This window comes from Aquabacterium sp. (genome assembly GCF_041909175.1).
Taxonomy (GTDB): Bacteria; Pseudomonadota; Gammaproteobacteria; order Burkholderiales; family Burkholderiaceae_C; genus Aquabacterium.
In genome coordinates this window covers 1-13,832 of record NZ_JAYRDZ010000011.1, presented here as the reverse complement: position 1 = coordinate 13,832, position 13,832 = coordinate 1, and the positions used below count along the sequence as shown (strand labels likewise).

The 13,832-nt window shown below is 61.4% G+C and carries 14 protein-coding genes; 6 read left to right on the top strand and 8 right to left on the bottom strand.

The window, feature by feature from the left end:
* The first annotated feature begins 71 nt into the window (after positions 1 to 71).
* Positions 72 to 3,212, top strand: a complete 3,141-nt coding sequence (locus ACE3PH_RS14335) for an L-glutamate gamma-semialdehyde dehydrogenase (RefSeq protein WP_374320260.1) — start codon at positions 72 to 74, stop codon at positions 3,210 to 3,212.
* Between the two features lie 26 nt (positions 3,213 to 3,238).
* Here ACE3PH_RS14335 and ACE3PH_RS14330 read toward each other — a convergent pair whose 3' ends face one another.
* Genes ACE3PH_RS14330 through ACE3PH_RS14310 form a run of 5 tightly spaced genes read right to left on the bottom strand, consistent with a single transcriptional unit; the run spans position 3,239 to position 7,005 of the window.
* The gene (locus ACE3PH_RS14330) at positions 3,239 to 4,063 is read right to left on the bottom strand and encodes a peptidylprolyl isomerase (RefSeq protein ID WP_374320258.1); all 825 of its coding nucleotides are present in this window, start codon (positions 4,061 to 4,063) and stop codon (positions 3,239 to 3,241) included.
* Positions 4,064 to 4,088: 25 nt separating this feature from the next.
* Positions 4,089 to 4,358 (bottom strand): BolA family protein, encoded by a 270-nt coding sequence (locus tag ACE3PH_RS14325; RefSeq protein ID WP_374320256.1) that lies wholly within the window; start codon positions 4,356 to 4,358, stop codon positions 4,089 to 4,091.
* Between the two features lie 39 nt (positions 4,359 to 4,397).
* Positions 4,398 to 5,048 carry a septation protein A gene (locus ACE3PH_RS14320; RefSeq protein ID WP_374320254.1) on the bottom strand — a complete coding sequence of 217 codons (651 nt, stop codon included), beginning with the start codon at positions 5,046 to 5,048 and terminating at the stop codon, positions 4,398 to 4,400.
* A 23-nt stretch (positions 5,049 to 5,071) separates the two neighbouring features.
* Positions 5,072 to 5,470 (bottom strand): peptide-methionine (R)-S-oxide reductase MsrB, encoded by a 399-nt coding sequence (gene msrB / locus ACE3PH_RS14315; protein ID WP_374320252.1) that lies wholly within the window; start codon positions 5,468 to 5,470, stop codon positions 5,072 to 5,074.
* Positions 5,467 to 7,005, bottom strand: a complete 1,539-nt coding sequence (locus ACE3PH_RS14310; protein ID WP_374320250.1) for a YdiU family protein — start codon at positions 7,003 to 7,005, stop codon at positions 5,467 to 5,469. The genes msrB and ACE3PH_RS14310 overlap by 4 nt, the downstream gene beginning before the upstream one ends.
* A gap of 132 nt (positions 7,006 to 7,137) precedes the next feature.
* Here ACE3PH_RS14310 and ACE3PH_RS14305 point away from each other — a divergent pair, with 132 nt between their 5' ends.
* Positions 7,138 to 7,980, top strand: coding sequence for an undecaprenyl-diphosphate phosphatase (locus tag ACE3PH_RS14305; protein WP_374320248.1), 843 nt, complete (start codon positions 7,138 to 7,140; stop codon positions 7,978 to 7,980).
* Positions 7,977 to 8,795, top strand: coding sequence for a ferritin-like domain-containing protein (locus ACE3PH_RS14300; RefSeq protein WP_374320246.1), 819 nt, complete (start codon positions 7,977 to 7,979; stop codon positions 8,793 to 8,795). Before ACE3PH_RS14305 ends, ACE3PH_RS14300 begins: the two co-directional genes overlap by 4 nt.
* A 5-nt stretch (positions 8,796 to 8,800) precedes the next feature.
* On the opposite strand, the gene xerD is transcribed toward ACE3PH_RS14300, so the two are convergent.
* Both xerD and ACE3PH_RS14290 read right to left on the bottom strand, forming a co-directional pair.
* Complete coding sequence (xerD, locus tag ACE3PH_RS14295; protein ID WP_374320382.1) at positions 8,801 to 9,712, bottom strand: site-specific tyrosine recombinase XerD; 912 nt, start codon at positions 9,710 to 9,712, stop codon at positions 8,801 to 8,803.
* Between the two features lie 7 nt (positions 9,713 to 9,719).
* A complete protein-coding gene (locus ACE3PH_RS14290) occupies positions 9,720 to 10,289 on the bottom strand; it encodes a chalcone isomerase family protein (RefSeq protein ID WP_374320244.1) in 570 nt (189 codons plus the stop codon).
* Between the two features lie 173 nt (positions 10,290 to 10,462).
* Between ACE3PH_RS14290 and ACE3PH_RS14285 the strand changes: the two genes are divergently transcribed.
* On the top strand, positions 10,463 to 11,368 hold the full coding sequence (locus tag ACE3PH_RS14285; RefSeq protein ID WP_374320242.1) for an AEC family transporter: 906 nt from the start codon (positions 10,463 to 10,465) through the stop codon (positions 11,366 to 11,368).
* Positions 11,369 to 11,372: 4 nt separating this feature from the next.
* On the opposite strand, the gene ACE3PH_RS14280 is transcribed toward ACE3PH_RS14285, so the two are convergent.
* Positions 11,373 to 12,431: an integron integrase gene (locus ACE3PH_RS14280; RefSeq protein ID WP_374320240.1), complete on the bottom strand. Its 1,059-nt coding sequence runs from the start codon at positions 12,429 to 12,431 to the stop codon at positions 11,373 to 11,375.
* Between the two features lie 279 nt (positions 12,432 to 12,710).
* Here ACE3PH_RS14280 and ACE3PH_RS14275 point away from each other — a divergent pair, with 279 nt between their 5' ends.
* Complete coding sequence (locus ACE3PH_RS14275) at positions 12,711 to 13,121, top strand: hypothetical protein (RefSeq protein WP_374320238.1); 411 nt, start codon at positions 12,711 to 12,713, stop codon at positions 13,119 to 13,121.
* 130 nt (positions 13,122 to 13,251) lie between these two features.
* On the top strand, positions 13,252 to 13,635 hold the full coding sequence (locus ACE3PH_RS14270; RefSeq protein WP_374320236.1) for a nuclear transport factor 2 family protein: 384 nt from the start codon (positions 13,252 to 13,254) through the stop codon (positions 13,633 to 13,635).
* Positions 13,636 to 13,832: the final 197 nt, after the last annotated feature.

Here is a 13,832-nt window from a genome sequence, read left to right as displayed (position 1 = left end):
ACCCCTGTTGATGACAGGGATGGCTCCTCCCTGTCATAGATACGCTGTCAGGCGATGACTGGGAGGTCTCCATGTTGACTGCGTCCGCACCCGCCAGCCTTGATTCCCGCACCACGGCCCGGCCTGACCGGCTGCCCCTGCCGTGGGCCGATGAAGCAACCCAGGTCGAGCGACTGAAGCAGCAGTTGCAAGACAAGATTGACTGGGGTCGCGTCAGGCAACTCAGTGAGCCATGGGTACGCGGCGTTCGGCGGCGCCCCCCCGCATTCTGGGCGCTCGACTCATTGCTTCGAGAGTTCCCGCTCAACAGTCAGGAAGGCCTGGCATTGATGCGGCTGGCAGAAGCGCTGCTGCGCATTCCCGATCAAGCCACGGCGCTGGAGTTGCTGTCCAGCCAACTGGAGCAGGTTCACGGCCGCCCGTCAGGAGCCGCATCGCAGGACGGGCATCGCCCCTGGTCTGCAGAGGCCTCGCTGTGGCTGCTGGACATGGCCGGCAAACTCCTGCCCGGGCACACGGTGAGCGATGCCGGTGGCCCAGCCAAACTGCTGCAACGCCTGACTGAGCGACTCGGCTCACCAGCGGTTCTCGCCGCCGCCACCCGTGCACTGCAACTACTGGGGCGCCAGTTTGTGCTGGGCGAGCATGTCAGCGACGCCCTCGAGCGTGCGCAGGTACAAACCGCAGAAGACGCCCAGCGCAATCTGTTGACACAGCACAGCTTTGACATGCTGGGCGAGGGGGCCCGCTCCTGGGAGGATGCCGACCGCTACCTGGCTGCCTATCAAGAGGCTTTGCGGCACATGGCCGCACTCACCCCGAACACCCGATCCGGCCAGCCAACCTGGGGCCAGCGCCCAGGCCTGTCCGTGAAGCTGTCGGCCCTGCACCCTCGATTCGAGCCTGCACACGCAGAATCGGTCATGCTGGAGTTGGTACCCAGACTCACCGGTCTGATCAAACAGGCCCATCGCGCAGGCCTGATGCTGACCATCGATGCCGAGGAGTCATTCCGGCTGGAGCTGCAACTGGCCGTGCTGGAGGCTGTGCTGAGCGAGTCAGCAGATGGCCTGGGTCTGGCCATTCAGGCCTATCAGCACCGTGCACTCGACATGATCGCCGCCGTCATCGCTCTGGCTCAACAGCACGAACGGACCATCGGCGTCCGGCTGGTCAAGGGGGCCTATTGGGACAGCGAGATCAAGCGGGCACAGGAGCTGGGGCTGGACGGCTACCCGGTCTACACCAGCAAGGCGCACACCGACCTGTCCTACCTGGCGTGTGCCGACATGCTGCTGGCCCACACCGATTGCATTTACCCCCAGTTCGCCACCCACAACGCCACCACGATCGCGGCCGTGCTCGCACTGGTCGGTTTACACGGCGTTCAGGCTGACCAGTACGAATGGCAGCGTCTGCAAGGCATGGGTGAAGCCCTGTACCGGGAAGCCCGGCAAACCACCCCAAGCCACATGCCGCAGGCCGCTTTGCGCATCTATGCCCCCGTGGGAGAGCACCGTGACCTGCTGGCCTATCTGGTCAGACGCTTGCTGGAAAACGGAGCCAACAGCTCCTTCGTCCACCAACTCACGGATCCAGCCGTCAGTCTGGATGAACTGCTGTGCTCTCCATGGGTGGAGGCCTCTGGCACCTCACCCTCGCTCCCCATGCCGGCCAAGCTGTTCGGCACCAGTCGGCGCAACGCCAAAGGCAAGGATCTGCAATGCGAAGCCCATCGGCGCGACATCCTGTCGCTGCTTGAAGCGCGGCCGGCTGTTCGCCAGGTCGCGGTATCGACTGCGGAAGAAGCTCAGGCCAGCATGAAGCGACTGCACGAAGCCTGGCCTGCGTGGGACATGACACCCGCGGCACAGCGGTGTGAGGTGTTGGAGCGTACGGCTGCCTTGCTCGAATCGGAATTTGACAGCTGGGTAGTCGACCTGGTGACAGAGGCTCGAAAGACCATGGCCGATGCCGTTGCCGAGGTGCGGGAAACCATCGACCTGGCCCGTTACTACGCGCAGCAGGGTCGTCAACACCTGCTCGTACAGGACCTCCCTGGCCCCACCGGTGAAAGCAACGAATGGCAATTACGCTCGCGCGGGGTGTTCGTCTGCATTGCCCCCTGGAACTTTCCCCTGGCCATCTTCGGGGGACAGGTCATGGGGGCCCTGGTCTGCGGCAACGCGGTCGCAGCCAAGCCAGCTGAACAAACCCCGGCCATAGGACAGCGTTTCATGCGCCTGCTGGAGCGCGCTGGCGCCCCGGCTGCCGTGCTGGGTTTCGCACACGGCGCAGGTGATGTGGTGGGGGCAGCTCTGGTAGCCAGTCGCTACTGTGCCGGTGTCGCTTTCACCGGGTCGGTTGCCACCGCCAAACGCATTCAGCGCATGCTGGCCCTGGGTGACCGGCCCATCATTCCGCTGATCGCCGAAACCGGTGGTCTCAATGCCATGGTGGTCGACAGCAGCGCCCACCCCGAGCAAGTTGTTGACGCCGTGATCAGCAGTGCATTCCTGAGCGCTGGTCAGCGTTGTTCGGCCTTGCGGCTGCTGTGCCTGCATGAGGCCATGGCCAATCGCCTTGAAACGCTGCTGGCCGGCGCCATGCAAACCTTGCGGGTCGGACAAGCACACCATTGGCCTACAGACGTGGGGCCCGTCATTGACCGCGATGCCCAGGAGCACCTGCTGGCCCATGTGGCTGATCTGCGCTGGCAGGCAGAGCAAGCCGGCAGTGGCATCAGGCTGATCGCACAGTGCGAGGCCAGCGATCCGGATGCGGTCGATATCGTGCCGCCTTCTGCCTGGGCCTTGCCGCAGGTGCAATCGCTGACAGAAGAGCATTTCGGTCCCATCCTGCACGTGGTGCGCTGGGGGCCGGGCACGGCTGCGCCAGATCTGGACACACTGATGGCGCAGATCAACAGTTCAGGTTACGGGCTGACGCTGGGCGTGCAAACACGCATCGACCGACGAGCGCGCAAGGTGGCGCAGTTGGCCAGAGTGGGCAATGTGTATGTGAACCGCCCCATGACCGGTGCGGTAGTGGGCTCGCAACCCTTCGGTGGACAAGGGTGGAGCGGTACAGGCCCCAAAGCGGGGGGCCCGCATTACCTGCTGCGCTTTTGCACGGAACAGGTCGTGAGCATCAACACGGCGGCAGCCGGTGGCAATGCCGCCTTGCTGATGCAGATGGGCCGATCAGGCTGAGCAAGGCACAGCCCGACCGGATCACATCATTCCTGGAACTTGAAGTCGGTCTTGGCGCGCTTCTTGACGTCGTCCATGTACTTGGCCCACTTCATTTGCGACTGGCGCTGCATCAGTTGGCCCTTCACGTCGTCAAACGCAGGGAACGCCGTGGCGCGCACATCTTCCAGCTTGATGATGTGATAGCCGAACTGCGACTTGACCGGCACTTCGGTGTACTTGCCCTTTTCGAGCTGGGTCATGGCTTGAGAGAACTCAGGCACATAGTTGCCAGGTGCAGCCCAGTCCAGGTCGCCACCGTTTTCGGCAGAGCCCGGGTCCTTGGAGTTCTTCTTGGCCAGGTCTTCAAACGACGCGCCCGACTTCAGCTGGGCAATGATGGCCTTGGCCTGGTCTTCAGTCTCGACCAGGATGTGACGGGCACGGTATTCCTTGTCGCCGTTCTGAGCCTTGATCTTGTCGTATTCGGCGCGGGCATCAGCCTCGCTGACCGGGTTCTTGGCTTCGAAATCGGTACGCAGCGCCTGGATCAGGATGTCCTGACGAGCTGCTTCCATCTGGGCCTTGTAGTCGGTGGTGGTGGCCAGACCCTTGCGCTCAGCTTCCTGGCTGAAGATTTCGCGCAGAACAAGCTGCTCCTTCACCTTGGCTTCGAGCTCAGGCGTGCGCTGCGGCGACTGGCCGTTTTGCTTTTGCTTCAGGATCAACGCCATGGTCGAGTCGAAACGCGACTTGGGCACGCCCTTGCCGTTGACGATGGCAATGTTCTGAGCCATCACCAGCGGTGCGGCCAGCGACAGGGTCACTGCCAGCACGGCAGATTTGAGGGCGGTGGATTGGAAGGTCTTCATGAGCGAATAGTGATGAGTGTGGATATCAGACTTTCTCGGCCTTGATCGCAAGCGCATGCACGCCCTGCGGGATCAATTCGCGCAGGGCATCATACACAAGGCGGTGGCGTTGGACATGAGACAAGCCCTCGAAACAGGCTGCACGGACGTGCACACTGAAGTGGCTGCCATCCCCTGCCCCGGCATGGCCTGCGTGCTGATGGCTGTCATCGGTCACGGTCAGGCTGGCGGGTTGAAGGGCTGACTGCAGGGCGGCCTCGATCTGGGCGGCTGTCACACCGTGTGTTGGTGTCATGGTGAGTCCGGAAAGTTCAATGATTGCGTGAGGTTGCATTCAACCCTGCTTGCCCGGGTCGGCCACTTCGTCGGGAAGCGGGTGCATGTGGCGGCTCAGGTAGGCGCCCTGCGCCAGCGTGAAGACCAGCATCAGGCCAGTCGTGCCCCACATCTTGAAGCTCACCCAGGTGTCGGTCGGGAAATGAAAAGCGACGTAAAGATTGAGACACCCCATGGCGGCGAAAAACGCCACCCAGGCCCACGCCAGCTTGCGCCAGACAGGTGCCGGCGCATCAATCTGGCCGCCCATCATCTGGCGAAGCATGTTGCGCTTGAAGATGACTTCGGTAAACAGGAAACCCAGCGCCATGATCCAGTAAATGACCGTCGGCTTCCACTTGATGAAGGTTTCGCTGTGGAACCACAGGGTGAGCCCCCCCAGCACCAGCACCACCAGCAAGCTGGCCCAGAGAATGGTGTCCACTTTGCGACGCAGCGCCTTGAGGGTGACGATTTGCGCGATGCTGACGATCACGACCACCGCCGTGGCCAGCAGCACGGGCGCCTCCATCGAGCCCACCACCCCGCCAGACACGAGAAAGCCCAGGTGGTCGGTCATCCACTGGGCGGCCGTGTCCTTGTGCCCATCTGCCCACTTGTAGGCAATGAAAAACAGGATGACGGGCAGCAGGTCGATCAGAATTTTCATGTATCAGCCGCGAAGCGGAATGGTTAGCGCGGCTCGAAGTCTATCGCGGCCGAGTTGATGCAAAAGCGCTCACCAGTGGGAGCCGGGCCATCGTCGAACACATGCCCAAGGTGCGCGCCGCAATTCTGGCAGCGCACTTCCACCCGGATCATGCCGTGGCTGTGGTCCATCACACGCTCGACGCCTTCATCTTTCACGGCGGCAGAAAAGCTGGGCCAGCCGCAGCCCGCGTCGAACTTGGTGGCTGCGTCAAACAAGGGCTCACCACAGCAGACACAGCGGTAGCGTCCATCTGCGAAATGGTCCCAATACTGGCCTGTGAAGGCCCGCTCGGTAGCGGCATGGCGCGTCACCTCGAACTGCATGGGATCGAGCTGCGCACGCCATTCGGCGTCTGATTTCTTGACCTTGTAGTCGCTCATGAGGAACAGGATACCGAAATGCCCTTCGCCCAATCGGGCGGGAAACCCGCGTCGGCTTCACAACCGGGTTGCTCATCAAACGGATTCTGCAGCAAGGCGTGCAGGCGGCGTACCTCGCTGTCGTCGCCCTTGCGTGCCTTGTCGATGGCATTTTCTGCCATGTAGTTGCGCAGCACGTAGACGGGGTTGACCCGTCGCATGCGCTCACGGCGCTCGGCATCCACGCTGCCCTCTGCACGCAGGCGCACGGTGTAGCGGCGGGCCCAGTCGTCAAACCCTTCCCGGTTCAGAAACAGGTCACGCACCGGCGCATTGACAGGGTCGCTGGGCGACAAATCAGCCCGGTAATCACACAAACGGCGGAATGTGATGGTGAAGTCGGCACGGTGCTCCGCCATCAGGCTGAGCAGGTCGACTGCCAGCTGGCCATCTTCCGGGTCAAGCACCTGCAAGCCCAGCTTGGCGCGCCAGCGTGCCCGCATGGACAGCGGGAAACGGTGCTCGTAGCTCTTGAGCACATCGATGATGAGCTGGTCGTCTTCGGCCAACTCGGGGATCAAGGGCACCAGGGCAGTGGCCAGTGCACGCAGGTTCCAGTAGCCGATCTGAGGCTGGTTCTGCCAGCTGTATCGCCCCTCAGAGTCAGAGTGGTTGCAGATGTGCTGCGGGTCAAACCCATCCAGAAACCCGAAAGGGCCATAGTCAATGGTCAACCCCAGGATGGACATGTTGTCGGTGTTCATCACCCCATGACAGAACCCAACAGACTGCCACGCAGCCATCAAGTCTGCGGTGCTATCCACGGCCTTTTGCAGCAATGCCAGCGCCCGGTTCGGCGCGTCGGCCAGATCCGGATAGTGGTGGGTGATGACGTAATCCACCAGTCCCCGCAGGACGTCGAGGTGGCCGGCGGCGCCGCTGTGCGCGAAGTGCTCAAAGTGGCCAAAGCGGATGAAGCTGGGGGCCACCCGCGTCACCACGGCAGCGGTTTCCACGCCCTCACGCATCACCGGTTGGGGCGACGCCGTCAGGCACAAGGCCCTTGTAGTGGGAATGCCCAGCCCGTGCATGGCCTCGCTGCACAAAAACTCGCGGATGGATGAGCGCAGCACAGCGCGTCCATCTGCCCGACGCGAGTAAGGTGTCTGACCTGCGCCCTTGAGCTGGAACTCCAAAGGCCCCATGGCCGTATCGAGCTCACCCAGCAACAAGGCCCTGCCATCACCCAGCTGCCCCGCCCACACCCCAAACTGGTGACCACTGTAGACGGTGGCCAAGGGGCTCATGCCGGGCCACACCGCGTTGCCGGTGAAAACCTGCAGGCTTTCGTCATGGCGCCAGCCATCGGGCCAGCCCATGTCTGAAGCCAACTCGTTGCTCCACGCCACCCAGCGGGGGCGCGCCAGTGCATCACCCTGCCAGGGGGTGGCCACCGGCGCTTGAACACGCGGGTTCCAGTCCCCACTGAAGGAGGCGTAGCGGTTCAGCCACCGCTCAGACGGGGGCGCAAAAGTTTCATCAAGCAAGGTGACCATACGGGTCAGTGTAGAGACATGCCCCCGCAAATGCGGGCAAGGGATGGCAATGTCCGCCTCCGCAGCGCAGGTTTTCGTCACCAAGCTGGCCTAAGATGCGCGCTTCGTCGATCTGTTGCAATAGGACCCTGCGTGGACACCCTGCTGTTTATCAAGGCCGCCCTGATGGGCGTCGTAGAAGGCCTGACCGAATTCCTGCCCATCTCGAGCACCGGTCACCTTATCCTGGCCGGCTCACTGCTGGACTTCTCTGGCAGTGCCGGTGCCGACAAGGCCAAGGTCTTTGACATCGCCATCCAGACGGGCGCCATCTTCGCCATCATCCTGGTCTACTGGCAGAAGCTGCGAGACACCGTGATCGGCCTGGGCGGCGATGCCCGCGCACAGCGCTTTGCCATCAACGTGGCGGTGGGCTTTCTGCCAGCTGTCGTGCTGGGCCTGCTGTTCGGCAAAGCCATCAAGGCACACCTGTTCACCCCCATTGTCGTGGCCAGCACCTTCATTCTGGGTGGGTTCATCATCCTCTGGGCGGAACGCCGTGCGCAATCGGTGTCGCACTACCGCGTTGAAAACGTGGACGACATGAGCCCGCTGGACGCCCTCAAGGTTGGCCTGATGCAGTGCTTTGCCCTGGTGCCCGGCACCAGCCGCTCTGGCGCCACCATCATTGGCGGCATGCTGCTGGGCCTGTCGCGCAAGGCGGCCACCGAGTTCAGCTTCTTTCTGGCCATCCCCACCCTCATCGGGGCGGGTGCCTACAGCCTCTACAAGGAGCGCGCCCTGCTCTCGGCCGCTGACCTGCCCCTGTTTGGCGTAGGGCTGGTGTTTTCCTTCCTGTTTGCCTGGCTGTGTGTGCGCTGGTTGCTGAAATACGTATCCAGCCACAACTTCAACGCCTTCGCCTGGTACCGCATCGCCTTCGGTGCTTTCATCCTGCTGTCGGCCTACATGAACTGGATCACCTGGGCAGAATGAAGCAAGCGCCGTCCATGAGGCAACAGGCGCTGGCCGTGTTGCTGGAGCGGGACCCTGCAACCAAGGCAGTCCAGGCCCGTGCCCTGTACGCTCAGCGCCCAGTGCAGTTGGATGACAGCGACTGCCAGGAGCGCCTCAGCCTGACGGCCGACCAGCTCGCGGCCCTGCCCGGCCGCCCCGAACGACCGCATCTGGTCCCCGCCAAGGACGTCCCCTCGCGTACCCCATTCACACTGGAGGGACGCGCGGCACTGCTGCACGCCATTTGTCACATCGAGTTCAACGCCATCAATCTGGCACTGGATGCGGTCTGGCGCTTTGAAGGCATGCCGTCCCAGTTTTACCTGGACTGGCTGCGGGTTGCGGATGAAGAAGCCCTGCACTTCTCACTGCTGCGCGCCCACCTGCAGACGCTGGGCCACGACTATGGCGACTTCGATGCTCACAATGGGCTGTGGACCATGTGCGAAAAGACCTCGCACGACATCCTGGCACGCATGGCGCTGGTGCCCCGGACACTTGAAGCGCGCGGACTGGACGCCACGCCGCTGATTCAGGACAAGCTCACCCGGGCGGGAGACCACGCGGCAGTTGACATCCTGAACATCATCCTGCGCGACGAGATCGGCCACGTCACCATTGGCAACCACTGGTTTCACCATCTGTGCGATGCCAGGCAGCTCAACGCGGTCGAGATCTACCCGCAACTGGTCAAACAGTACGAGGCCCCTCGCCTCAAGCCGCCGTTCAATGAAGCCGCACGCAAGGCGGCCGGCTTCACTGAAGAGGAAATGGCCTTTTTGCTGGGGCCCTGAAGGCGTCACCCACGAGGGTGGTGCTGCGCATGCAACTGGCGCAGACGTTCACGCGCCACATGGGTGTACACCTGGGTGGTCGAGATGTCAGCATGGCCCAGCAGCATCTGCACCACGCGCAAATCAGCCCCGTGGTTGAGCAAATGCGTCGCAAACGCGTGTCGCAAGGTGTGGGGCGACAAGGCCTGGGTGATGCCCGCCCTGATAGCGTATTTGCGCACCAGCTTCCAGAACATCTGCCGGCTCATCGGCCCACCCTGGTTGGTCACAAACAAGGCATCACTTTGACGTTGCCCCAGAATGACCGGCCGCCCGTCAATGAGGTAACGGCGCAGCCACTCACCCGCCTCGGCACCAAACGGCACCAGGCGCTCCTTGCTGCCCTTGCCGGTGATGCGCAACACGCCCTCGTTGAGCCCGACGTGTACCGATTTCAGCTCAACCAGCTCACTCACACGCAAACCGCTGGCGTACATCAGTTCCAGCATGGTGCGGTCGCGCAGCCCCAGCGTTTCTTCCAGGTCAGGCGCAGCCAGCAAGGCCTCCACCTGCGATTCGGTCAGCGTGCCCGGCGTGCGCATAGGTTGCCGTGGCGCATCCATGCGCAAGGTCGGGTCCTGCTGCGTCAGGCCTTCCCGCAAAGCCCACCTGTAAAAGCGCCGGTAGACACTCAAACGCCGCCCCACCGATGCCGGCCGCGAATCGCGATGCCGGAAGGCTGCATAGCCCATGAGATCCACCTCGGTGGCCTGGACCAGCGTGCGACCAGTTTGCTGGTCAGCCAGCCACGTGGCCAACCCCTCCAGATCACGCCGGTAGGCCGCCAAGGTGTTGGCACTCAGGCCATCTTCCAGCCAGAGTGCATCGATGAAACGGTAGAGGTTGGGATCGCCCCCCTGGGTGGACGACGATGCCACACGCTTGTCAGCCGGGCGCGCCACTCAACAACCCCTCCTTCATGCGTTTGTCAGCCGGGCGCTTGCCGATGAAGATCTTCATGATGGCCCGATAGAACTCTTCACCGGCAATCGGCTTGCCGAGATCCTTTTCATTGAGCCTCAACTGCGTGCCGCGCCCCGGCACGAAATCCAGATCGAGCACGTCTCCGGGCTTGAACTTGCCGATGCCGTCAATGGCCGCTGCGAAGGTATCAACGCGGGCGGCCAACTGCGTCTGAACCTCTGGCGTCTCGTTGTGCCGCACACCATTGCGCATGGACTTGCTCAACTCGGCACTGGGCGCTTCCAGCATCACCTTCAGACGCAAGCGCTTGGGGCCCGTCATGCTCAGCAGTTGCGCCGGGTCATGTGAGGTGGTTGGCACATACAAGCCCGCAACAAACGCCTTGATCCAGGCCACGCCACGCAAACCCAGGCCGTTGAGGCGCAATGTGCGGTTGCCCAGCACGATCGAATCTTCGAAGCGCTGCCCTTCTAGCGAAGCCGCGTGCACGCCACCCACACTGGCCAACACGGCCAGACAAAGCAGCCCCATCCGGCCTGAACGAGCCAGGCTTGAAACAGAAAAATCAGCCAATCGCGTCAATTGAGAACCTGTCGAGGTAAGTGGAGCCTTGCCCTATAACGCCATGCCCAGCCACCAAGCTGACATGACCAGCAACCCCGGAGCAGCAAAGCGGTCACCAACCTTGTAACCTTGCGGCCATCATGACCGCATTTGACCCACTGCTTCTGCTGCCCGACTTCCTGCTCATCCTGACAGGTTTCGGGTTGTGCCGCTTTTCAACGCTGCAACGCCCAGTGTGGGAGGTGGTTGAAAAACTGGTGTACCACCTGCTTTTCCCCGCCTTGCTGTTTGCATCCATTGTGCGCAGCCCCTTGCGCCCGAGCGATGCTGTCACCCTGGCTGGTGCTGGCATGGCCGTTTGCCTGGCAGGCATGGTGCTGGCGGCATGTTTGCAATGGTACAAGGGCTTTGACCGACGGCTGCTGGCCAGTGGCGCGCAAACAGCATTCCGCTTCAACTCCTACATCGCCCTCGCCCTGGCAGAGCGCATGGCCGGGCCAACCGGTGTGGCACTCATTGCGGTGCTCATTGCGGTCTGTGTACCGCTGTGCAATGTAGGCGCCGTGTGGTTTCTGGCCCGCCACGGTGGGCACAACACCTGGAAAGAAATGGCCAGGAACCCGCTGATCATCAGCACGCTGTCTGCTCTCATCGTGAAGATTCTGGGCATCCCCTTGCCTGAATGGCTGGTTGGCACCGTGGGGCGCATTGGCCAGGCTGCACTGCCCATGGGCTTGCTGGCTGTAGGTGCCGGCCTGCGGCTGACCGGTTTGACCGTGGCCCCCACCCTCACGACAGCCTTCCTCGTGATCCGTCATGGCCTGCTGCCCTTGCTGGCCCTGGTGCTGGGCATCGTGCTGCAGCTGCCTTCCGCAGAAAAGGCCATCTTGCTGGCTTTTGGCGCACTGCCCACTGCGTCAAGCGCCTACGTGCTGGCCGTGCGCATGGGCGGACACGGCCCCTTCGTGGCGGGACTGATCACGCTATCGACGCTGCTGGGCATGGTGACGGTGCCCTTCTGGCTCCAGGCGCTGCGCTGGTTCTAGGCCACTAGCTCAGCGCATCCAGCGGGCTGCGCACACCCCCACCGCCGACCTTGAGCACGTGCGTGTAGATCATGGTGGTGGACACATCAGAATGCCCCAGCAACTCTTGCACCGTCCGGATGTCGTAATGCGCCTGCAGCAAGTGGGTGGCAAATGAATGGCGCAAGGTATGCGGTGTCGCCGATTTTTCAATGTGCGTGCGAGATAGCGCTCGCTTGAAAGCACGCTGAAAGGTCTGGTCCAGCACGTGGTGGCGACGGATTTCACCCGTGCGGCTGTCTACTGACGTATCACCCGCCGGGAACAGCCAGAACCAGCCCCAGGTTTCACCCGCGCGTGGATACTTGGTTGCCAGGGCATCCGGCGTGAAGACCGCGCCGACACCGGCCTGACGATCTCTCTCCCACTGCAGCCGGGCATGCTGCAGCTGACTGCGCAAGGGCTGCACCAGGGAATCGGGCAGCATGACCGTACGGTCCTTTCGCCCCTTTCCCTCGCGAACGATGATGGCACCGTGGTCAAAATCGATGTCTTTCACACGCAGGCGAAGACCTTCCAGCAAACGCAGGCCTGCCCCATATAACAGTTGGGCAATCAGCCGGTAGTCGGCATCAAAGGCATGGAGCAGTTGCGCCACCTCATCGCGCGACAGCACCACGGGGAGGCGGCGCTCGGTCTTGGGCCGGCCAATTTCGCCCAACCACGGCAGGTTGACCCCCAGCACCTGCTTGTAGAGAAACAGCAAGGCCGACAAAGCTTGCTTGTGCGTGGACGCGGACACCTTTCGTTCGTTGGCCAGATGCGAAAGAAAGCGCTCGACCTCTGTAGGGCCCATCTCTCGTGGGTGCCGCGTGCCGTGGAAATGGATAAACGCCTTGACCCAATAGACGTAAGCCTCTTCGGTACGCCAACTGTAGTGAAGGTAGCGCACACGTTCGCGCAATTGGTCCAGCAAGCGCACGGGCTTGATTGGCGAGCCACCCGGGCCCACCCGAGCACCAGTCTGAACTGGAGAAGCGGCTGAGCCTGATGATCTCGATGACGACGGCGAAGTGGATTTCATCAGTTGATGATGTGTGGCTTGATCCAGCCATCGCAACCCCACCAAGTGGGGTACCCATCGTTTGACTATTCAGTACGCGCCCGCTTATGCTGGCGGCAACACTTGGTTACTGAACCAACAAGTGACGCATAACCTGGGAGGAATGACCGTTGAAGAGCCAAAAACCAATGCGCGACAAGCACTTAGACCCTGATGTGGTTAATGGGTTAGGCCTCACTTTGCGCCTGAAACCACTTTGTTATGCGTCAGTATTGACGCCTAAATTACGTTAGGCTCTTTATGCAGCTACCAAACGTACATGTACTGCCAGAGGCTGTTCCAGCCGTAGAACTGCAGCAGCTATTCGTCGAAGCACTATCTGCATCAGCACCAACATCCGACAAGATTGATGTTCTCATTGAGTTGGCGGACAAGCAGTGGCATACCTATGAGCGCATCTCACCAGAGCTAGCTGCGGAGATTTCGAAGTTCATCAACGCCACCTGGAATCCAACCGATCTTCCGCAAACCGAGATGCTTTTGAGCATCGTGGGCCACCTTGGACTTGATGCTTCTATGTCCCTATTCCTTGCAAAAGCGAAGGACCCCGAAACGGCATTGCTAATTCGCTCAGAAATCTTAGAAGCTAGCCGGGAATTTGGTGACTTGGCACTTGATCCTTATATTGGCATGCAAGCAACTCGCAAGTAGCCATCATGATCAACTCAATTGCTGCAGCACCTGCCATCAGCCTAACTGGTTGTTCAACAGGACGCCAACCAGCTTCGCTGGCTGTCGCCTGTTAACGTGAGCGTTATGCAGCATTTCGCGGAGACGCCAATTGAGTCCCACTGAAATTCGCGCCCTCGTCGACCACTACATCGACGCCTACAACCGCAAGGACGTAGACGACATGCTCGATGGCCTTCACCCGCAGGTGCAATTCAAGAACATTTCTGCCGGGGTGGTGAACGCAAGCACAAATGGAATCGCGGAACTTAAAGCCCTTGCTCTGCAATCGCTATCGCTGTTCTCGGAAAGGCATCAGAAAATCGAGTCCTTCGAGATTCAAGGCCCCGTCGCGGTTGCCATCATCGCTTTTCGCGCCGTCGTCGCCTCCGATCTGCCGAACGGCCTAAAGAAAGGGCAGGTTCTGACCCTCTCTGGTCGCTCGGAATTCGAGTTCCAAGACGAAGCGATCTCCAAAATCACAGACATCAGTTGAATGTACCCATGCTGCATAACCCTGCGCTCAACCGGACCTGCGCGAAAGGCCGCGCAGGCCGGTTAGCTCCACGTTAGGCTCAAGCTTTGTATGACGCTTCGCCCGATTTTCTTGCTCTTCACCGCACTCTCGTTTCTTGGCGCACTACTCCTGTGGAATAGTGAACCTCCGCGGCCAGCCACGATCTTTGGTTCGGA

Coding starts and splice junctions, on each gene's coding strand:
- ACE3PH_RS14330 (WP_374320258.1), bottom strand. CDS start 4,063: ATGAAGACCTTCCAATCCACCGCCCTCAAATCTGCCGTGCTGGCAGTG.
- ACE3PH_RS14320 (WP_374320254.1), bottom strand. CDS start 5,048: ATGAAAATTCTGATCGACCTGCTGCCCGTCATCCTGTTTTTCATTGCC.
- ACE3PH_RS14280 (WP_374320240.1), bottom strand. CDS start 12,431: ATGAAATCCACTTCGCCGTCGTCATCGAGATCATCAGGCTCAGCCGCT.
- ACE3PH_RS14290 (WP_374320244.1), bottom strand. CDS start 10,289: ATGGGGCTGCTTTGTCTGGCCGTGTTGGCCAGTGTGGGTGGCGTGCAC.
- ACE3PH_RS14325 (WP_374320256.1), bottom strand. CDS start 4,358: ATGACACCAACACACGGTGTGACAGCCGCCCAGATCGAGGCCGCCCTG.
- ACE3PH_RS14335 (WP_374320260.1), top strand. CDS start 72: ATGTTGACTGCGTCCGCACCCGCCAGCCTTGATTCCCGCACCACGGCC.
- ACE3PH_RS14300 (WP_374320246.1), top strand. CDS start 7,977: ATGAAGCAAGCGCCGTCCATGAGGCAACAGGCGCTGGCCGTGTTGCTG.
- msrB (WP_374320252.1), bottom strand. CDS start 5,470: ATGAGCGACTACAAGGTCAAGAAATCAGACGCCGAATGGCGTGCGCAG.
- ACE3PH_RS14285 (WP_374320242.1), top strand. CDS start 10,463: ATGACCGCATTTGACCCACTGCTTCTGCTGCCCGACTTCCTGCTCATC.
- ACE3PH_RS14275 (WP_374320238.1), top strand. CDS start 12,711: ATGCAGCTACCAAACGTACATGTACTGCCAGAGGCTGTTCCAGCCGTA.
- ACE3PH_RS14310 (WP_374320250.1), bottom strand. CDS start 7,005: ATGGTCACCTTGCTTGATGAAACTTTTGCGCCCCCGTCTGAGCGGTGG.